General features: G+C 45.6%; 18 protein-coding genes. 17 read left to right on the forward strand and 1 reads right to left on the reverse strand.

Going from position 1 to position 19,427, the window contains the following annotated elements:
• Positions 1-134 precede the first annotated feature (134 nt).
• The 11 genes from A7D23_RS00290 to A7D23_RS00340 all read left to right on the forward strand — a co-directional run bounded on the left by A7D23_RS00290 (position 135) and on the right by A7D23_RS00340 (position 12,678).
• Positions 135-1,337 carry an acetate kinase gene (locus A7D23_RS00290; RefSeq protein ID WP_015044201.1) on the forward strand — a complete coding sequence of 401 codons (1,203 nt, stop codon included), beginning with the start codon at positions 135-137 and terminating at the stop codon, positions 1,335-1,337.
• Between the two features lie 66 nt (positions 1,338-1,403).
• Entirely contained in the window at positions 1,404-1,916 is a 513-nt protein-coding gene (locus A7D23_RS00295) for a DUF177 domain-containing protein (protein WP_015044200.1), read from the forward strand.
• A gap of 5 nt (positions 1,917-1,921) precedes the next feature.
• Positions 1,922-2,101 (forward strand): 50S ribosomal protein L32, encoded by a 180-nt coding sequence (gene rpmF, locus A7D23_RS15420; RefSeq protein WP_015044199.1) that lies wholly within the window; start codon positions 1,922-1,924, stop codon positions 2,099-2,101.
• An 86-nt stretch (positions 2,102-2,187) separates the two neighbouring features.
• Complete coding sequence (gene plsX, locus A7D23_RS00305) at positions 2,188-3,183, forward strand: phosphate acyltransferase PlsX (protein WP_015044198.1); 996 nt, start codon at positions 2,188-2,190, stop codon at positions 3,181-3,183.
• 120 nt (positions 3,184-3,303) lie between these two features.
• Positions 3,304-3,531, forward strand: coding sequence for an acyl carrier protein (gene acpP, locus A7D23_RS00310; RefSeq protein WP_015044197.1), 228 nt, complete (start codon positions 3,304-3,306; stop codon positions 3,529-3,531).
• 71 nt (positions 3,532-3,602) lie between these two features.
• On the forward strand, positions 3,603-4,349 hold the full coding sequence (gene rnc, locus A7D23_RS00315) for a ribonuclease III (RefSeq protein WP_015044196.1): 747 nt from the start codon (positions 3,603-3,605) through the stop codon (positions 4,347-4,349).
• Between the two features lie 4 nt (positions 4,350-4,353).
• Positions 4,354-7,947, forward strand: coding sequence for a chromosome segregation protein SMC (smc, locus tag A7D23_RS00320; RefSeq protein WP_015044195.1), 3,594 nt, complete (start codon positions 4,354-4,356; stop codon positions 7,945-7,947).
• Between the two features lie 528 nt (positions 7,948-8,475).
• Positions 8,476-9,402 carry a signal recognition particle-docking protein FtsY gene (gene ftsY, locus A7D23_RS00325; RefSeq protein ID WP_025205370.1) on the forward strand — a complete coding sequence of 309 codons (927 nt, stop codon included), beginning with the start codon at positions 8,476-8,478 and terminating at the stop codon, positions 9,400-9,402.
• A gap of 2 nt (positions 9,403-9,404) precedes the next feature.
• Positions 9,405-10,187 carry an S-methyl-5'-thioadenosine phosphorylase gene (gene mtnP, locus A7D23_RS00330; protein ID WP_019225650.1) on the forward strand — a complete coding sequence of 261 codons (783 nt, stop codon included), beginning with the start codon at positions 9,405-9,407 and terminating at the stop codon, positions 10,185-10,187.
• A gap of 43 nt (positions 10,188-10,230) precedes the next feature.
• On the forward strand, positions 10,231-11,265 hold the full coding sequence (mtnA, locus tag A7D23_RS00335) for an S-methyl-5-thioribose-1-phosphate isomerase (protein WP_019225649.1): 1,035 nt from the start codon (positions 10,231-10,233) through the stop codon (positions 11,263-11,265).
• A 114-nt stretch (positions 11,266-11,379) separates the two neighbouring features.
• Entirely contained in the window at positions 11,380-12,678 is a 1,299-nt protein-coding gene (locus A7D23_RS00340; protein WP_019225648.1) for an amidohydrolase, read from the forward strand.
• Positions 12,679-12,729: 51 nt separating this feature from the next.
• On the opposite strand, the gene A7D23_RS00345 is transcribed toward A7D23_RS00340, so the two are convergent.
• On the reverse strand, positions 12,730-15,141 hold the full coding sequence (locus A7D23_RS00345) for an EAL domain-containing protein (protein WP_019225647.1): 2,412 nt from the start codon (positions 15,139-15,141) through the stop codon (positions 12,730-12,732).
• 359 nt (positions 15,142-15,500) lie between these two features.
• On the opposite strand from A7D23_RS00345, the gene ylxM reads away from it, so the two are divergent.
• The 6 genes from ylxM to trmD all read left to right on the forward strand — a co-directional run bounded on the left by ylxM (position 15,501) and on the right by trmD (position 19,410).
• On the forward strand, positions 15,501-15,866 hold the full coding sequence (gene ylxM / locus A7D23_RS00350; RefSeq protein WP_019225646.1) for a YlxM family DNA-binding protein: 366 nt from the start codon (positions 15,501-15,503) through the stop codon (positions 15,864-15,866).
• Between the two features lie 43 nt (positions 15,867-15,909).
• Positions 15,910-17,292 (forward strand): signal recognition particle protein, encoded by a 1,383-nt coding sequence (gene ffh / locus A7D23_RS00355; protein ID WP_025205371.1) that lies wholly within the window; start codon positions 15,910-15,912, stop codon positions 17,290-17,292.
• 117 nt (positions 17,293-17,409) lie between these two features.
• Entirely contained in the window at positions 17,410-17,673 is a 264-nt protein-coding gene (gene rpsP / locus A7D23_RS00360; RefSeq protein ID WP_015044187.1) for a 30S ribosomal protein S16, read from the forward strand.
• A 17-nt stretch (positions 17,674-17,690) separates the two neighbouring features.
• Positions 17,691-17,921 (forward strand): KH domain-containing protein, encoded by a 231-nt coding sequence (locus A7D23_RS00365; RefSeq protein ID WP_015044186.1) that lies wholly within the window; start codon positions 17,691-17,693, stop codon positions 17,919-17,921.
• 157 nt (positions 17,922-18,078) lie between these two features.
• Positions 18,079-18,588 (forward strand): ribosome maturation factor RimM, encoded by a 510-nt coding sequence (rimM, locus tag A7D23_RS00370; protein WP_019225644.1) that lies wholly within the window; start codon positions 18,079-18,081, stop codon positions 18,586-18,588.
• A gap of 18 nt (positions 18,589-18,606) precedes the next feature.
• Positions 18,607-19,410 (forward strand): tRNA (guanosine(37)-N1)-methyltransferase TrmD, encoded by an 804-nt coding sequence (trmD, locus tag A7D23_RS00375; protein ID WP_019225643.1) that lies wholly within the window; start codon positions 18,607-18,609, stop codon positions 19,408-19,410.
• The last annotated feature ends 17 nt before the right edge of the window (positions 19,411-19,427 follow it).

Raw genomic sequence — 19,427 nt, forward strand, 5'->3', positions numbered from 1 at the left:
TTTCACTCATATTTAGGGTATTCCTATATGTGATTTATATAACCGGAGTATACAAAGATAAGAAAGAGAAAAAAATACAATATTATATAGGCAATGTATCTTGATTGGTGGAAGAGAGTAAAGGAGTGTAATTTGTGAAGATTCTCGTGCTAAATTGCGGCAGCTCATCGCTCAAATACCAGATGATGGATATGGAAACGAAGAGTGCGATGGCAAAAGGCCTGGTGGAAAGAATCGGGCTTCCCGGAGCGATGCTTACTCATCGTCCGAAAGGTGGAGAAAAAGAGGTCATTGTTGCTGATTTGCCGGATCATACAGCTGCGATCAAATTGGTTTTACAGGCTGTGATCGATCCGAATTTTGGTGTTTTAACGTCACTGGAAGAAATTGATGCTGTAGGGCACAGAGTGCTCCATGGTGGAGAAAAAGTGTCCGGCTCCGTGCTTGTGAATGAAGAGGTCAAACAGGCGGTTGAAGAGTGTTTTGAACTTGGACCGCTTCATAATCCAGCTAACCTGGCAGGAATTATTGCTTGCGAACAGATGATGCCCAAGACACCACAGGTTGCCGTGTTTGATACGGCTTTCCATCAAACGATGCCTCCGGAGGCTTATATCTACGGGATACCTTACGAGCTGTATGAAAAGTACAAGATCCGCAGATATGGTTTCCATGGAACCTCCCATAAGTATGTCAGCCAGCGGGCCGCAGTAATCATGGACAAACCGCTGGAAAAGTTAAAGCTGATCAGCTGTCATCTGGGTAACGGATCTTCGCTTACGGCCATAAAAAACGGAAAATCAGTCGAAAATTCCATGGGGTTCACACCGCTGGAGGGGCTGATGATGGGCACCCGGTCGGGGGATCTTGATCCGGCCATTGTTCCGTTTATCATGAAAAAAGAAAAGATCTCCGGGGACGCAGTCAATGCGCTGTTAAACAAGAAAAGCGGCGTACTTGGCCTTTCGGGAGTCAGCAGTGATTTTCGCGATTTACAGAAAGCTGCTGACGAAGGCAATTACCGTGCCCAGCTTGCCCTGGATGTTTTTGTTCATGACGTTAAAAAATACATTGGTGCCTATACTGCAATTCTAGACGGCGTCGACGGGATCATATTTACAGCCGGACTGGGAGAAAACTCTCCTTTAATTCGCCGGTCGATCTGTGATACGCTGGGCTGCATCGGTGTCAGTATTGACGATGAGAAAAATGAAGCGGCCGGAGGGCAAGAAGTGGACATTTCCAAGTGGGGAGCCAGATGCAAGGTGATGGTCATCCCGACAAACGAAGAACTTATGATTGCCTTGGATACTGAGGAAATCATCCAGAAGATGTAATCCTTTCTTGACAAAGAAAAAAGTGATAACTATAATTACAGTTGTTGCATATCGAGGTGATTGCTGGTGATCGTCAATGTTTTTCAATTAAGGCGGGCCGAGGGTGGGTCAAAAACTTTTAGTTTTAATGAAGAAAATTTTCCACCTTTGCAGCTCGGAAATGAGTCTTATCGTTTCTTATCCCCGCTTGAAGTGGAATTAAAAGCTGAAAATGTTGGTAAATCACTCTTGGTGAATGGGAAAATATCGTCTGTGATTGCTGTTAGTTGTTCCAGATGTCTGAAAGAATTTCCGTATAATCTGAAGATTGTTTTTGAAGACGAATGGGTCCCGGCAGAATTTGCTTCTGAAGCCAAAGACGACAGCATACTGGTTTTTGAAAAGGACGAATTCCCGATTGACGACAGGATTGTAGAGCATATGCTGCTGCAGCTTCCTTTAAAGTTCTTATGTTCTGAAGACTGCAGGGGGCTCTGTCTGAAATGCGGTGCTGACCGCAATGTGAATCCTTGTTCGTGCTCCACTGAGGATATTGATCCTCGCTTAGAAATATTATCCAAATGGAATAAGGGGGTGTAATATCAATGGGTGTTCATCAAAATAAACAATCCAAATCTAGAGTCCGCAGGCGCAGAGCAATGGATAAGCTGTCCGTTCCTAATCTTGTGGAATGCCCCCAGTGCCATCAACAGAAGCTTCAGCATCATATTTGTGCGAACTGCGGCTATTACAATGGCAAAGAAGTCATCTCTATGGGTGAATAATAAGTTAGAGTACTCGAAAAAACAGATCAAAGCTTGGCGTCAGCCAAGTTTTCTGTATATAATGAGAGAAAGGAGGTATGTCGTGGATGAAAATCGCCGTTGATGCCATGGGCGGAGATCATGCGCCCGGAGAGATTGTCAAAGGCGCCTTAAAAGCGGCCAAGATTCTTCCGGATATCCAGATCATCCTTGTCGGACAGAAAGATAAGATAGACTTACATATACCTGAAGACTTAAAAAGCACTATTGAGATTTATGAATGTTCCGAAGTCATTGAGATGGATGAACATCCGGCCGCTGCGATTAAGAAGAAAAAAGATGCCTCTATTGTTGTCGCCACGAGACTCGTGAAGGAAGGATATGCGGATGCTCTGGTGTCAGCAGGCAGCACCGGAGCACAGATGGCTTCAGCTTTGCTGGGCTTAGGCAGAATTAAAGGAATTAACCGGCCTGCAATCTGCACGGTCCTACCGACGCTTCAAGGCGGAAAGCTGCTGCTCGATGTCGGTGCCAATCCGGATGCCAAACCGGAAAATCTTCTGCAGTATGCGATGATGGGAAGTATCTACGCCGAAAAGATTCTGGGGCTTAAAAGTCCCAAGGTCGCCTTGCTGAATATCGGCAGTGAAGAGGGCAAAGGGAACGAACTTGTTCAGGCTGCTTATGACCTGCTAAAACAATCTTCCCTGAATTTTGCCGGAAATATTGAAGGCAGGGACATTCCCTATGGGACTGCAGATGTCATTGTCTGTGATGCTTTTGTCGGCAACATTGTACTAAAAACCATTGAAGGAATGTCATCATCGCTTTTCCAGCTGATTAAGCAAAAAATTACAGCTAGCACTATCAGGAAAATAGGAGCAATACTGGTTAAACCCGGATTGAAAGAAATTGCACACATGCTGGATTATTCTGAGTACGGTGGGGCCCCGCTTCTCGGAGTGGACGGTACGAGTATTATCTGTCACGGAAGTTCCAAAGAAAATGCTATTTTTAATGCTGTTCGTGTAGCCAAAGAATGTATTGAAGGACAAATTATTGAAAAAATCGCCGATGGTTTAGAAAAAAGTACGCAAAAATAGACTGCTGTCATGAAAAAGTTGCTTGCATTATTGATAAATACTGGTACAATTCTGAATAAAAGACTTTACTGCTCAGAATAATAGGGTAAGAAATAAACTATCTGAGAGGGGGTGGCATAAATGGATGTATACGAAAAGGTAAAAGCAATCGTTATTGATCAACTGGGAGTAGGCGAAGATGAAATTACTCCTACCACGACTTTCCAGGCTTTAAACGCAGATTCTCTGGACATTGTTGAGCTTGTCATGGCACTTGAAGAGGAATTCAACCTTGATATTGCCGATGAAGAGGTGGAAAATATTCAGTCCATTGCTGATGTTGTGAAGTATGTGCAAGAGAACCAATAAGCCTAGTTCCGAGGCCCCGTAGTTAGGCTACTACGGGGCTTTTAACTCATTTAGGATGAAAGGAGCAATACATGGCCAAAAGAAACCGCCGCGCGTATTTCCATAAGAGCTCCCGGAATAAATACCTTGAACAAACGGGAGAAGTTGAATCCTTTATCAGCCAGTTAGGGTTGGAAAACCTGCAAAGCGAACTGATTTTTACAGCGCTGACGCATCCTTCTTTTACTTTTGAAAATCCCAACAGCGGGTTGGAGAATAATCAGCGGCTGGAGTTTCTAGGCGATGCCGTTTTGGATTTTATCATTGGCGAGTATCTCTATCAGAACTATCCGGATAAGCCTGAAGGTGAACTTACCAAAATGAGGGCTGCAGTCGTCAATGAAACGACGCTGGCTAGAAAAGCCCGCAGTATTAACTTGGGCCAGGCGCTCTTTCTGGGTAAAGGGGAACAATCCTCTGGTGGCAGGGACAGGCCGTCCATCATTGCCGATGCGCTGGAGGCAGTCATTGGAGCGATTTATTTGCAGTATGGCTTTGAAAAAGTTCGTAAATTCATACTCGACATGCTTGTTCCGGAGATTCTGGAACTTAACGAAGGAAATTATGGAGATTTCAAAACCATGCTTCAGGAAAAAGCGCAAAAGAAGGAATATGAGGTTTGCTACAGGATCATTGAAGAGACAGGACCCGACCACGATAAGCGGTTTACTGCAGGGGTCTATCTTCATGGTGAACTGCAGGGAAAAGGAATCGGTAAGACCAAAAAAGAAGCAGAGCAGCAGGCAGCCCATTTTGCGCTGAAAGCATGGGAGGTATAAATTGGTGATACCTGGAATGGACGCGGAATTATTTCTCAAATCGATTCATATTCAGGGATTTAAGTCTTTTGCAGATAAAACAAAAATTGACCTGCAGCCGGGCATGAGCGTCATTATCGGACCAAACGGCAGCGGCAAGAGCAACGTCGCCGATGCTGTACGCTGGGTGCTTGGTGAACAAAGTGCCAAGAGTCTCCGCGGAAGCAAAATGGAAGATGTCATCTTTGCCGGAAGTTTGTCCCGCAGGCCTGTAGGGATGGCGGAAGTATCTCTGCTCTTTGATAATGCTTCAGGTCTCTTTCCGCTGGATTATGAGGAAGTTGTCATTACCCGCCGGGTTTACCGGGATGGAGAAGGGCAGTATTTTATCAACCGGACGCCTTGCAGGTTAAAAGATATTCAGGAACTTTTCCTTGATACCGGCTCGGGAAAAGAAGGATTTTCAATTATCGGACAGGGCAGGATTGAAGAGATTCTGAATCTGAAATCTGATGAAAGGCGTCTCCTGATCGAAGAAGTCGCCGGCATCAGTAAGTTCCGCCTGCGCAAGAGAGAAGCTTTGAGAAAACTTGAGGATACCCGGCAAAATGTCGATCGTCTCAGCGATATTATTGCCGAAGTCGAAGCTAGAATCGAGCCGTTAGCCGAACAGGCCGACACAGCCAGAACAAGCAAGGAATTAATCTCAGGGCTGGAAAAGCTCGAGATTAATTTAATCGTTAATGAACTTTCTGATATACACAGTAAGCTGACCAATGCCCAGACCTCCGAAGAGACGCTGCGTCAGGAATTTACGGCGCTGACAACGAGGGTCAATGAAGAAGAAAACCTAAGCGTACGCGGCAGGTACGAACTGAACCAATTGGAGCAGCGTGTTCAAGACCTGCAGGGGGAAATATACGCTCTCGAAAATAAAATGAACGAAGCAGAACACGAATTGTCCCTGCTTTCCGAGAGAAGCGGCTATATCCAGGAACAATTTGGGCGCCTGCAAAAAGAACTGGCGGCCACACAGGAAACGCTGGCCGCATCCGTTGAAAAAAAAGAAAACCTTGCTGCAAAGCAAACACTTCTGCAGGAGATTCTCCAAAATGCAGCTAGGGATTTAAAAGAGAAAGAACAACAGCTGGAAGAGCTTCGGAAATTAAGCGGGGAAGCGCGTCTGGAAGAGCTGAAAACGGAAATCTTTGAAGAACTCTCCAACAAGAGCAAACTGGCTAGTGAAATTGCTGAAATTAATCAAAAGAAAGAAGCTCTTCTTCAGCAAGAGAAACAATATACCCGAAACATCAAAGCCAAAGAAGCAGAGAAGGAATCTGTGCTTCAGGAGGTTACTGCCCAAATCGAGGAAAAACAAAAACTGGAAGCCAGAGAGATCGAACTTCTGGGAAAAATAGAAAATATCAGGAAGACGATCCAAAACAACAGGCTGGAACAACAAAATGCTGAGACTGCGTACTCGGAGCTTCAACGTAAAATTGACCAGACCGGGGCGAGACTTCATGCCCTCCATACACTCCAGGACAGTCTGGAGGGGTATAACAGGGGCGTCAAGGAGACGGTTCTGGCTTACCGGAAAGGCCAAATTACCTGTGAGACTATATTCGGTACAGTGGCCGACAATATCGAAGTAGAGGCCAAATATGAGCTTGCAGTGGAAACCGCTTTGGGGAGTTCCCTGCAGAACATTATTGTGGAAAAGACCGAGGACGGGAAAAAATGTATTGAATACTTGAAAAAGACGAACAGTGGCCGGGCCACTTTCCTGCCTTTGGATGCAATCCGCGGAACGAGGCAGTCACTTGATGACAAAACAAGACGGCATCACGGTTTTCAGGGTCTGGCAGTTGATCTGGTCAAGTTTGAGCCGCGTTTTAAAGATATTATGGAGTCGCTGCTTGGAAGAATTCTGGTTGCAGACGATCTGGATTCTGCGATTGAGCTGGCTAAAGCTAACCAATACCGGGTCAGGGTAGTGACGCTCTTGGGTGACCAGGTCAACATCGGTGGGTCGCTTACCGGCGGAAGCACGAGATCTCAAAGCAGCGGCCTCTTAAGCAGAGCAAGAGAAATTGAAGAACTGTCTTTGAAGACTAAGGACATGCAGGCCGAACTGGAAGAAAAGAAGCAGCGATACACTGCCATAAAGAAAGAAATGGAAGGCCTCGGGGAAGCGAAAGAAACCATTGATATGGAATTGCTGAAAATTAATGGGGCTAAAGATATCATCGATGTGGACAGCAAACACCACGAGGAAAGAATGAACCGACTGGAACAGGATTTCCGGGTCATCCGGTATGAACTGGATGAAGTCCGCAGTGAGCTGACAGCATTTGCTGTCAAATATGAAGAAACCAGACACTTACTGAACGAAACAGAACAGAAGATTCTGGCTCTGCAGTCAGAGCAGACCGAACAGGAACAACTGCTGAAAGAAAAAACTTCAGAGGCGCAGGAAATCTCGGAAAAAATTACTGCGGCCAAAGTTGAGGCTGCCAGATCGGAGCAGGAGTTTAACCAGATCATTCAGCAGATCACTGAGGAAAATGAGCGGATTCTGGTTAATAAGGACCTGATCGCAGAAAAAAACAAGGAGATCGTGGGGCTTCAACAGGCTGAGCAGGAACTGTATTCCGGCAAGGAACAACAGGAAGATAGTGTTCGGGAATACACAGTTCAAATAAATGCCCAGAAATTCAAGCTTATCGAACTGCGCAGGGAAAAAGAATCTTTCTCAGCGAATAATCTCAAGCAGGAACAGGATATTCAGATGCTGCGGAGTCAGGCCAGGGACATGGAACAGCAGATTCATCAAAATGAGCTCCGAATTGCCCGCTGGCAGGGTGAATGGGAATCCGGAAATGACCGCCTTCAGGAAGAATACCACTTGGCTTGGAAAGACGCGTTAGGCTATCTTTCGCCTGAAAAGAAAGACTCTTTACAGGAGAAGATTGCTTTTTACAAACAAAAAATCGAAGAACTTGGGCCCGTAAATTATACAGCCCTTGAGGAATACCCGGAAACGCTGAAAAGATTTGAATTCCTGTCCACCCAGAAAAATGATCTGGATGAGGCTGGAAGGACACTTCAGGAGTTGATCGGGGAACTAGACAAGAGCATGATCGAACGTTTTCAGGAAGGCTTTACGGCCGTCAATGAAGCGTTCAAAGAAGTATTTAAACAGCTTTTCAACGGCGGACAAGCTGAACTGTTACTGGATGATCCGGACAATCTTCTGGAGACCGGAGTCAGGATCATGGCCCAGCCCCCGGGCAAAAGGGCACAGCTCCTGTCGCTTCTGTCAGGCGGGGAGAGGTCCTTTACGGCGATTGCCTTGCTGTTTGCGTTCCTGAAAGTCAAACCGAGTCCGTTTTGCCTCCTGGATGAGATTGAGGCGGCCCTGGATGAAGTCAACGTCAAAAGATTTGTGCAGTATCTGCGCAAACTATCCAAACATACGCAGTTTATTATTATTTCGCACCGCAGGGGAACCATGGAATCCGCGGACAGGCTGTATGGAATCACTATGGAAGAATCAGGCGTATCGAAGCTGCTGACTGTTGAGCTTGAAGACAGACTGGAAGCACCGGCGATTTAAAATTAGCTTTGTACAATTAGCTTTGCTTGGGTTAGTCTCCATGATGGATAGCCGCTTTCGGCAGATTGCGCCCTCCGTGGCGCAAACAGCCGCGCTCCGCACTCCATGCTCCGCTTGACGCTGGCTATCCATCACGGAGACTTAATTTGGAGTAAGTCAAAGTTTTTTATGCTAGTGTTATTCGGAGTCGTGGGACTAGTAAAACATAGGGAAATACCATACAAAACATGATCTGCATTCTGGCATGCAGATCTGCTTAAATGACCCTATGATCAGTCTGGGGGCCACAGTTCCGCTGTGAGCGGAGCAGGATAGCGCAGCGCGGCCTTTTGTGCCATGGATGGCACAACGGCCGGAAAGCGGTATTGTGGCCACCAGACTTACCCAAGATTAATTTAATAGTTTGTAAATAAATTTCAGAATGTATGTTCCAGCCTCAGGGTTGGTCGAATGGACCGAGTTGTTAGAATTAACCGAGTGTGCTAAAATTTCAGTTGTGCCAATATTGCTTTGATAGGAGAAGATGAAGTGGCAGGAATATTTTCCAGACTTAAAGAGCGCCTGACCAAAACCAGAGAAGGTTTTGTCGGCAAAGTTGAACAGCTTTTTACCGGCTCAGGCAAAATTGATGAAGATCTTTATGAAGAATTGGAAGAGATTCTACTTCAATCAGATGTGGGTGTCAATACAACGCTGAAATTGGTTGGAATGCTGCGTGCATCCGTCAAAGAACAAAAAATTAACGACCGCTCCGGGCTGAGGGATGTACTGCAGGAACATATTACTGCGCTATTGGGTGAAGAGATTCCCTTGTCTTTTGCAGATTCCAAGCCCACCGTCTATCTGATCGTTGGTGTCAACGGTGTAGGAAAAACGACCACGATCGGCAAGCTGGCCAAAAATCTGCAGGGCCAGGGTAAAAATGTTTTGCTGGCGGCAGGGGATACTTTCCGAGCAGCAGCGATCGAGCAATTGGAAGTATGGGGAGAACGGTCCGGGACAGAGGTCATCAAACAGTCGGAGGGGGCTGATCCTGCTGCGGTGGCTTTCGATGCACTTCATGCGGCAAGATCCCGGAATACAGATGTCCTATTGATCGATACTGCCGGAAGACTGCACAATAAAGTGAATCTGATGAAAGAATTGACCAAGATCAAAAAGGTGGTCGAGCGCGAAGTTCCGGATGCCCCGCACGAGGTGCTGCTGGTACTCGATGCGACGACCGGACAGAACGCCATCCAGCAGGTGAAACTGTTCAAGGAAGCAGTCGATGTGACAGGAATCATACTCACCAAGTTGGACGGCACAGCTAAAGGCGGTGTAATCCTGGGGATCCGGAATGAAGCGGATATCCCGGTAAAATTGATTGGAATCGGTGAAGGGGCAGAAGATTTAAGGCCTTTTGAACCGAGAGAATTTGCCAGGGCCTTGTTTGACCGTTCTGAGGAGGAATAGTCTTGGATTTTGCACTGATTGGCGGTACCGGAATTGAAAATCTGGCGCTTGACGATAGGACCGAGGAGACAGTTGAAACGCCGTATGGTTTTGTTCCGCTGGCTGAAGGGTTCATCGGCGGGATTGGAATGGTGTTTTTAAAAAGACATGGTGCAAAGCATACCTACCCGCCTCACCTGATTAATTACCGGGCCAATATCTGGGCCCTCAAAAAAATAGGCGTGAAAAAGATTCTGTCGACAGGTGCAGTAGGCTCCCTGTCTGAAGCTTATCGAATCGGTGATATTGTCTTGCCGGACCAGTTCCTCGATTTTACGAAAAGCCGCGCGGCGACTTTTTTTGAGGATGGGGAACAGGGGGTTTTGCATGTCGATGTTTCGGAACCTTACTGTCCCGATGTGCGTAATCATATCATAGAAGGTGCAGCAAGATCTGGCCTAAACGTGAAAAACGGCGGGGTCTATGTCTGTACCGAAGGTCCCCGTTTTGAAACTCCGGCGGAAATAAACATGTTCCGGATGCTGGGCGGGCACCTGGTAGGAATGACCGGAGTTCCGGAAGTGGTATTGGCCAGGGAACTTGGAATGTGCTATGCGACCATGGCCCTCGTAACCAATCAGGCTGCGGGCATTAAAAAAGACCCATTGACACATGCCGAAGTAATCGCTACTATGGACTTGTTGAGCAAAACTGTGGCAGCATTGGTGGAAAGCACCTGTAAGATCATGGATCATGACCAGCGGTGTTACTGTACTACCGGAAGCAAAGAAGCAGGCTTATTTTAAAGGTTGACACCAGCCAAGTTTTCTTAAGAAAGGCGGAAATCGTGTGAAAGCGCTTCAATGGCAGGGAGATCATTTGTTGATACTCGATCAGACGAAATTGCCGTTTGTCGAACAATACCGCGAAATACATTCTTACAAAGAAATGGCAGAGGCAATAAAAAATATGGAAGTTCGCGGAGCTCCGGCAATCGGGGCGGCTGCAGCCTACGGCTTTGCGCTGGGGGCTGCCGAATACCGCGGAAGCGGTGAAGACTTTAAAGATTATATGGATGAGGTTCGAGCCGTTTTGGAAGGAACACGTCCAACTGCTGTAAACCTTTTTTGGGCACTTAGAAAAATGGAAGATAAATTCAGAGAATTTCTGAATATGAATGATATCGGAAATATTCGGGCAGCTTTAATCAATGAAGCGAATGAAATTGCCGAAGATGACCGCAGAATGAATAAACGTATTGGGGAATATGGCAACACGCTGATTCCGGAAAAAGCAAATATCCTGACGCACTGCAATACAGGCAGTCTTGCTACGGTTGAATTTGGGACAGCTCTGGGGATTATTAGGACTGCACATGAATCCGGGAAAAAAATTCATGTCTTTGCAGGCGAAACGAGACCCCTTTTACAGGGAGCTAGATTAACGGCCTGGGAGCTCCTTCAGGATCAGATCCCGTTGACGTTGATTACGGATAATATGGCCGGCTATCTGATGCAGCAGGGGAAAGTCGATATGGTTATCGTAGGGGCGGACCGTATCGCCGCCAACGGCGATACGGCCAACAAGATCGGAACCTATTCGCTGGCCGTGCTGGCTGCTGCTCATCAAATTCCGTTTTATGTGGCGGCACCGACAACGACCATTGATTTGAAAATATCTGGAGGGGACGAGATCCCTGTGGAAGAGCGGGACGATCAGGAAGTTCGAAAAATCATGGATGTACGGATTGTTCCCGATGAAGTCAGTGTGTACAATCCTGCTTTTGATATTACGTTGGCAAAATATATTACCGGGATTATTACGGAAAAAGGGATCATATCCCCGCCCTACTCTGTAAATATGGTGAAGATGCTGGTAAGATAATACAAAATAGAAAAAAACATTCGGCTCAAATGGATTTCTGTACAGGTTCATTTAAGCCGTTTTTTTCTGCAAACAGGGGTCAAATAATATAGAAGAGAAAGAAGGTAACAAACAATGTCCAGGTATCTAATCAGAGCGATGATTTTGCCGATGACCGATGCGCAGGATTTCTACCCGCAGGGAGAAATTGCGATAGACGGGGACCGGATTGTTTCTGTCGGGGAGAGAGGAACAGCCCCGGCGGGTTTTAATCCGGACAGAGTCCTGGATTTAACCAACCATGTCGTGATGCCCGGACTTATTAACACGCACACGCATGCTGCAATGACACTGCTGCGCGGCTATGCCGATGATATGCCGCTTATGCCTTGGCTGCAGGAAAAGGTCTGGCCTTTTGAAGATAAAATGACACCGGAAGATATCTACTGGGGGAGTTCGCTTGCTCTTTGTGAGATGCTCCGTTCCGGTACGACGACCATGACGGATATGTATATTAGTGAAGAAGAAACGGCCAGGGCAGTTTTGGAATCAGGGACCAGAGCACTGCTGTCCCGCGGCATGATTGATCATAATAAAGAAGCCGGCAACAGATCGCTGCAGGAAAATATTGAATTATTCCGGAAATATCATAATGCCGGGGACGGACGAATTAAGATTATGTTTGGCCCGCATGCCCCGTATACTTGTTCCGGAGAATTTCTGCTGACTGTAAAACAGGAGGCCGATAAGTTAGGAGCCGGCATCCATATCCATCTCGCGGAGACAGAATCCGAAATCGCTACAATCAGGGAGAGATATGGAACAACGCCGCTCTGCTGGCTGGAACAACAGGGTATACTGGGAGGACAGATTATTGCTGCCCATTGTGTTTACCTGAATGATGCCGAACTTGATATCCTTAAAAGGTATAACGTAGGGGTTGCCCATAACCCGGAAAGCAACATGAAGCTGAGCAGCGGAACAGCGCGGATTCCGGAAATGCTTAAGCGGGGGATTGCTGTCGGACTCGGAACAGATGGTGCTTCCAGCAATAATGATCTTGATATGTTTGGGGAAATGCGTTCGGCTTCCTTCCAGCAAAAATTGCTTGGCTCCCCTGAAGACCTCAAAGCCTATGAAGTTCTGAAAATGGCGACGGACGGAGGGGCAACCGTGGCAGGATTGAAGGATCTAGGCAAACTTCAGCCCGGCTATAAAGCGGATATGATTTCGATTGACTTTGATCAGCCGCATTTCTATCCGAGGTTCTCAATACCTTCGCATCTGGTTTACTGTGCCAGGGGCGGGGATGTCAGAACGGTGATCGTCGACGGAAAGATCCTGATGGAAGACGGGAGACTGCTGACACTTGATGAGCAGAAAATCTGCCGCGAAGCAGAAAAAAGAGCCAGGAGAATAGCGTCTGAAGTCTGAGCTTTTCGCTATCCTGCCGACTCAGTAAAACAAGGGAAATCCTGTAAAATTTCATAAAGAAATGATTGAAGAATTTACTGAAGAATTTTCTAAAATAAGTTGCTGGGGCAGGCTGAAAAATACTTTTTCGAACTCTTTAGCCGGCATAGGCTTGGCCAGATAGTAGCCTTGAATCTGATCACAACCCAATTCTTTGAGCACGTCGTATTGGGCTGCAGTTTCAACGCCTTCGGCGATGGTTTTAATTTTCATAAAATTCGCCAGCACAATAATCGAACGCACAATTTCTTTGTCAAACTCATCATTGACAATATGATCAATTGAGAGCTTGGAAAATTTTATGCGGTCGAATGGGAACATCTTCAAATGATTTAAAGAGGAATAACCGGTCCCAAAGTCATCAATTGAGACAGAGATTCCGATATCCCTGATCGTTTTGGTAATCTCGTGAATATCGTAGGCATCTTCGATTGCTATGCTTTCAGTGATCTCCATATCAATCCATTCCGGAGGAACAGCATAGAACTTGATTGCTGATTTGATCATTTCCCCAAATTCTTTATGATTTAGCTGTTTGATCGAAACGTTGATGCCCATTTTCAGAGTGGTCTGATAACGGTTGTTCCATTCGGCAATTTGGCGGATCGCCCTGTTCATCACCCATTCTCCAAGCGGAATAATCAGGTCTGTCTCTTCTGCAATCGAAATGAATTCGCTCGGAGGAATTGAACCTTCAGCTGGACTATTCCAGCGGAGCAGTGCTTCAATCCCGATAAGACTGTTATCCGGTATGCTGAACTGGGGCTGGTAATGAAGTGAAAATTCTTTATCATAGATCGCTTTTCGCAATAAAATTTCAAGCTTTAGATTCCTTTGGAGGATCGCATTGATTTGCTCATTGAAAAAGACGTATTTATTGAACCCTATTTTTTTGGCCTCATACATCGCTATATCGGAATTCTGGATCAGGGCGTCAAGACTTGAAGCATCATGCGGGTAAATGGAGATCCCGACACTGATCGTTATGTGGAATGTATATTTACTGAGTTGGATTGGTTCTGCACAGATGGCGATGATACTTTGAGCCAGGTTCTCAATATCTCCGTTGTGATATTTGCCATGGAACGCCAGCACAAATTCATCACCGCCGAAGCGGGCCAGCAGGTCATGTTCAGGATCGATAAATTTCTGGAGACGCTTGGAAAGTGCAATGATCAGTTTATCTCCGATAATATGGCCATAAACATCATTAATTGTTTTAAACCGGTCAATATCGAGAAATAACAGGACGAGAATATGATCGTCCTGGCAGCTTTTGATTTTTTCCTGCACAGCTTCCAGAAAGAAGCGGCGGTTATAAAGCTTGGTTACGATATCTTGACTGGAAAGATAATGTAGCTGGCGGTTTTTCTTCTCGAGTTCTCTGGCTTTTTCCGAAAGCTCCCGTGTGCGTTCATCAATACGCTTTTCAAGTTCAGCGTTCAGCTCCTTTTCTCTTCTTAAGAGATGCTGGTCTCTGATGGAATTCTGAATATGATTGCTCAGTATTCCATGAAGAAAGATAATGATGAGATAAATCAATAAGCTCTGAATATCGAATCCAACGAAAAACAGAATGATAATTGGACCTACCAATAAGAGCAGCCCCTGATTCCGGTAACCTTCGTTGGAATAATCCCCATAAAGCTCAGTATCATCAGCCCCTGCTTTTATATCCTCGGGTGTTATAAGCGCACTGAGCGCAATGCCTAGCAATGTCGCCATATAAACCGAATCAATCACTGAATTCGGAATATAAAGATCATGCAGATAGAGATAATAATAGACCAGATCGATCAAAGCAAAGGCCAAAACGGCACCTGTTGCAAGCCGGACGGAGGGTGCGATATTACCGGCCCGGATTGAGAAGAACCAGATGGCTATACCGGTCATCATGCCAATATCAAGAAGAATGCTCATAGCTGAAGTCCAGCCGCCTCTGGAAACGAGATAAAGGTTCTCGTAGTTCGCATCAAAGTAAATGATCCAAATCAACAGCAGAATGGAAACAGACATCGCCAGACTGTCAATCAGTAGCTGCAGGACATTCCATCTTCTGAAACGGTTTAGGGCAAAGATGACAGAACCGATCGAAAGAAAAAGATTGGTGCCAAAATACAGGGCTGCAACAAACAAATCATCTATTGGATCAATTCCAAGTATCCAAACAGAATAGTCCCACATAAAGTCACCGACTGCCCAAAAAAGGGAAGCAAAAGAAAAAAACAGCCAGATGGTACGAACATACTTTGGCTGGCTTGATTTATAATAGGCCTGCAAAAGCAGAAAAAATGAAATCAGTGCACCAACCGGCGAGAGAATATTTCCCCAAAAATCGGATTGGCTAATGGTCGCAGTAAGGTAAAAAAGATAATAAACAGCAATGAAAACAAAAATCAGTGTCTTATTCTTTGTTACTTTCATATTTATTTCTCCGTACAGTATTTATCAATCATATTATCGGAATTTTCTTTGATTTTCTGAAATATATGTAATATATTACCACGAAAAAATAGCAATTTATACATTAAAATGTAAATACATTGATCATAAAGTCAATTATACGCATAAATAATAAAAGATAATAAATAAAGTGAACCAGTTCTAAAAATGCTAAAACCAGACAATGATTTACAAATTTCTTATTATTTTGACTTGCTAATCCCAATCCAACAGTAAGTGAAAAACACACGCAAGTAAAAAACTTGACACCGAAGGTATTTTTGGATAAGATACAGATGGTGTAAAGCAAAAATACTTTACAGTGAGGCCGGAATATCAAAATGAAAGAAATCGCTGAAAAAGCCTTGTTATTTGATTTTTATGGCCCCTTGCTGACAGAAAAGCAAGGAAAAATATGGGATCTGTACTATCAGCAGGATTACTCACTGTCTGAGATTGCTGCCGAAGAAGGCATCAGCCGCCAGGCAGTTTATGATTTACTCAAAAGAACTGAAAAGATTCTGGAGGGATATGAGCACAAGCTTGGACTCATTTTCCGATTTATCCAGGAAAGAGATAAATTCCACCGCATAGAGTCTTTGCTGGAAGAAGCAAAACAAGAAGATTTCTCCAGCGGATCTGCCTGGAAACGTCAGTTGGATATAAATATGCGGATCAAAGAGATTATCGCAGATACACTCGAATAGCGAATAAAAATACGATGGGGAAAGAAGGGACGCCGGGATGGCAATGTTTGAGGGTCTAAGCGAAAAACTCCAGGCTACTTTCAAAAGACTTAGAGGAAAAGGTAAATTAACCGAAGCCGATGTTACAGAGGCCCTGCGTGAAGTTAGAATTGCGCTGCTTGAAGCAGATGTCAATTTCAAGGTCGTCAAAGAACTGATTGCCCGGATCAAGGAGAGGTCTGTAGGTCAGGAAGTACTGGAATCCCTTACTCCCGGGCAGCATGTGATAAAAATTGTCCACGAAGAGATTATCCGTCTGATGGGTGGGAGTGAAAGCAAAATATCGATTTCCTCCAAACCGCCGACAATTATTATGCTGGTGGGACTGCAGGGAGCCGGAAAAACCACTCATGGCGCCAAGCTCGCCAATATGCTGAAAAAGCAGGGGAAGCACCCGCTGCTGGTCGCCTGTGACATCTATCGTCCTGCTGCAATTAAACAGCTGGAAGTTTTGGGGGAACAGATCAAGGTTCCGGTTTTTTCTCTTGGTCAGGAAAATCCCGTGAAGATCGCTTCCGAGAGTCTGGTATTCTCGAGAAAAAATGGCAATGATGTCGTCATCATCGATACTGCCGGACGGCTGCATATTAATGAAGAACTCATGGATGAACTGTCCAGAATCAAAGGAAATGTCAAACCGCATGAAATATTGTTGGTTGTCGACGCCATGACAGGTCAGGATGCAGTGAATGCTGCCGATGCTTTCCACCAACAGCTCGGACTTGACGGTGTCATTCTTTCCAAGCTTGACGGGGATACCCGCGGCGGTGCGGCGCTTTCCGTCAAAGCAGTGACCGGCTGCCCGATCAAATTTGCCGGAACCGGTGAAAAAATGGATGCTTTGGAAGTTTTTCACCCTGACCGGATCGCGTCCAGGATTTTAGGTATGGGCGATGTGCTTACTCTGATCGAGAGAGCCCAGCAGAATGTCGACGAGAAAAAAGCCAGGGAACTGGAAGAGAAAATCCGTAAACAAGAGCTTACGCTGGATGACTATCTTGATCAGATCAAACAGCTGCGCTCGATGGGTCCTTTGTCGTCTGTGCTGGAAATGCTGCCTGGAATCGGCAAGCAGCTGAAAGGCGTCGAGATCGATGAGAAAGAGTTCTACAAGGCGGAAGCCATCATCTGTTCGATGACAGCGGATGAAAGAAGAAAACCGATCCTGATCAAGGACTCCCGTAAAAAAAGGATAGCGAAAGGGAGCGGAACAACGGTTGTCGATGTTGGAAGGCTTCTTAAGCAATATGAACAAACCAAGAAAATGATGAAACAGCTTTCCGGACTCCCAGGGATGGGAGGAGCCGTCAAAGGCGGTACGAAGAAAGGGAAAAAAGGGAAAAAACAGGGCAAGAAATCTTTCCCAAAATTCCCTTTCCAGATATAGTGCCGATTTAAACACAATTTAAACAATCAGATATTCCTTTTAAATCATTGCGGACTCCCAAATATCATTGATGTTGTTGAATATATGGGTTTAGAGTTTGTTGGAGGAGGTGAAATTATGGCAACAACGATTCGTTTGCGCCGCATGGGTGCAAAGAAAAATCCTTTCTACCGTCTTGTAGTATGCGACTCAGCATCCCGCCGTGATGGCAGGGCAATTGAGGAAATTGGTTATTATGATCCTACCAAAAATCCTCATGAAATCAAGATAGATGAGATCAAAGCGCTGGAATGGCTGACTCAGGGAGCTCAACCTTCGGATACCGCAAAATCTCTGCTCAGTCAGGCCGGAATTATGGAGAAATTTCATAAATCCAAGTAAGCATGGAGGTGACTCCTGTGAAAGAAGTCGTAGAGGTACTAGCTAAGGCATTGGTGGATCATCCTGAAGAAGTTATTGTGGTTCAGAATGCTACAGAGAGAACTGTGCACCTTCAATTGACAGTTGCTCAGGAAGATATGGGCAAAGTGATCGGTAAACAGGGTAAGATCGCTAACGCTATCCGGACAATTGTCAAGGCTGCGGCCGTGAAAGACGGACGCAGGGTTATTGTTGATATTGACCAGTAAGGTTGGAAAGGGCTCAGGCCCTTTTTGACTTTACTGGTTTAGAAAAACGCTAAGTGCTTTCTGAACCATCTAAGGGCAGCTAAAACTGACGACGGCCAAGTTTTCTTTAAATGGGATGATGGATCGCGGAACTCTATAAAGGAAAGGGCGTAACGCCTTGGAAAGTGTATTAATTGGAGAGGTCCTAAAACCGCAGGGTGTCAAAGGAGAAATCAAGGTATATCCGATTACGGATAATACGGAGCGGTTCAGGGATCTGAAAGAAATTTATCTGTCTGATGGAAGGACTGAAAAAAAATTTCATGTCCAGGGGGTAAGGATTGATCCGAAAGGTATCGTGTTCTTGACTTTGGAAGGCATTGCTACTAGGGAGGATGCTGAAAAGATCCGTGGATTTGAGGTCAGACTAGACCGATCGGAGATTCCTCCGCTGCAAGACCGCTGGTATTACTTTGAGCTTGAGGGAATGCAGGTTTACGAGAATGATATTCTGCTGGGGACTTTGATAAGAGTTCAGGAAACTGGTTCGAACGATATCTATATTGTCCGCGGCGAAAAAACCGAATTCTGTGTTCCGGCTTTAAAAACCGTTGTCAAAAAGGTGGATGTCCCGGCGAAAAGAATGGATGTCATTTTGCCTCCGGGGTTACTCGATGATGAGTCTTAGCATAAAGAGAGGCTGCGTATGAAGTTTACGGTACTGACGATTTTTCCGGAAATGTTTGCGCCATTAAAAGAAAGCATTCTGAAAAGGGCTCAGGAAGCGGGCCTGCTTGAGATAGCGCTTGTTAATTTCCGCGATTATGCCGAGAGCAAACATAAAAATGTGGATGATATCCCGTATGGCGGGGGCTCGGGAATGGTTCTAAAGCCGGAGCCTCTGTTCAAGGCTGTCCGGAATTTGCCGGAGCCTGCAGGAAGCCGCCGAATTATTTTGCTCTCGCCTCAGGGAAAAAAATTTGAGCAGCGGGAAGCTTTGAGACTGGCTGGATATGATGAGTTAGTTCTTTTGTGCGGCCATTATGAAGGATTTGACGAGAGAATACGCGTCCTGGTCGATGAGGAGATGTCCATCGGAGATTATGTTTTAACGGGAGGAGAACTTGCTGCGATGGTGATGATTGATTCGGTGGCAAGGCTCTTGCCGGGCGTTCTCGGGAACAGTGTTTCTCAGGAGGATGATTCCCACAGTCAGGGTCTGCTCGAGTATCCTCAGTATACACGTCCTCCCGACTTTGAAGGAATGCAGGTGCCCGAGGTTCTGCTTTCAGGACATCACGCCAATATTGAGCGCTGGCGTAGAAAAGAGTCTCTGAGAAGGACTCTCCTGAAAAGAAGTGATTTAATCCCGCAGATAGAGTTTCAGCAAACAGATTATCCGCTTTTAGAGGAACTTACGCTCGATCATCCGGAGATTAAGATTTATCGCGAGAAATGGGAGCATTTAAAGCCTGCTCTGAAGCGGAGACAACGAATTAAGAGCGAGTAGTATAAAGACCTATTGTG

It is taken from the genome of Dehalobacter sp. TeCB1, from assembly GCF_001707455.1.
Lineage (GTDB): Bacteria > Bacillota > Desulfitobacteriia > Desulfitobacteriales > Syntrophobotulaceae > Dehalobacter > Dehalobacter restrictus.

Bases quoted from the DNA above. Each gene is read 5' to 3' on its own strand.
- rpmF (WP_015044199.1), top strand. From the start codon at position 1,922: ATGGGTGTTCATCAAAATAAACAATCCAAATCTAGAGTCCGCAGGCGC.
- plsX (WP_015044198.1), top strand. From the start codon at position 2,188: ATGAAAATCGCCGTTGATGCCATGGGCGGAGATCATGCGCCCGGAGAG.
- acpP (WP_015044197.1), top strand. From the start codon at position 3,304: ATGGATGTATACGAAAAGGTAAAAGCAATCGTTATTGATCAACTGGGA.
- rnc (WP_015044196.1), top strand. From the start codon at position 3,603: ATGGCCAAAAGAAACCGCCGCGCGTATTTCCATAAGAGCTCCCGGAAT.
- A7D23_RS00340 (WP_019225648.1), top strand. From the start codon at position 11,380: ATGTCCAGGTATCTAATCAGAGCGATGATTTTGCCGATGACCGATGCG.
- A7D23_RS00345 (WP_019225647.1), bottom strand. From the start codon at position 15,141: ATGAAAGTAACAAAGAATAAGACACTGATTTTTGTTTTCATTGCTGTT.
- ylxM (WP_019225646.1), top strand. From the start codon at position 15,501: ATGAAAGAAATCGCTGAAAAAGCCTTGTTATTTGATTTTTATGGCCCC.
- ffh (WP_025205371.1), top strand. From the start codon at position 15,910: ATGTTTGAGGGTCTAAGCGAAAAACTCCAGGCTACTTTCAAAAGACTT.
- rpsP (WP_015044187.1), top strand. From the start codon at position 17,410: ATGGCAACAACGATTCGTTTGCGCCGCATGGGTGCAAAGAAAAATCCT.
- trmD (WP_019225643.1), top strand. From the start codon at position 18,607: ATGAAGTTTACGGTACTGACGATTTTTCCGGAAATGTTTGCGCCATTA.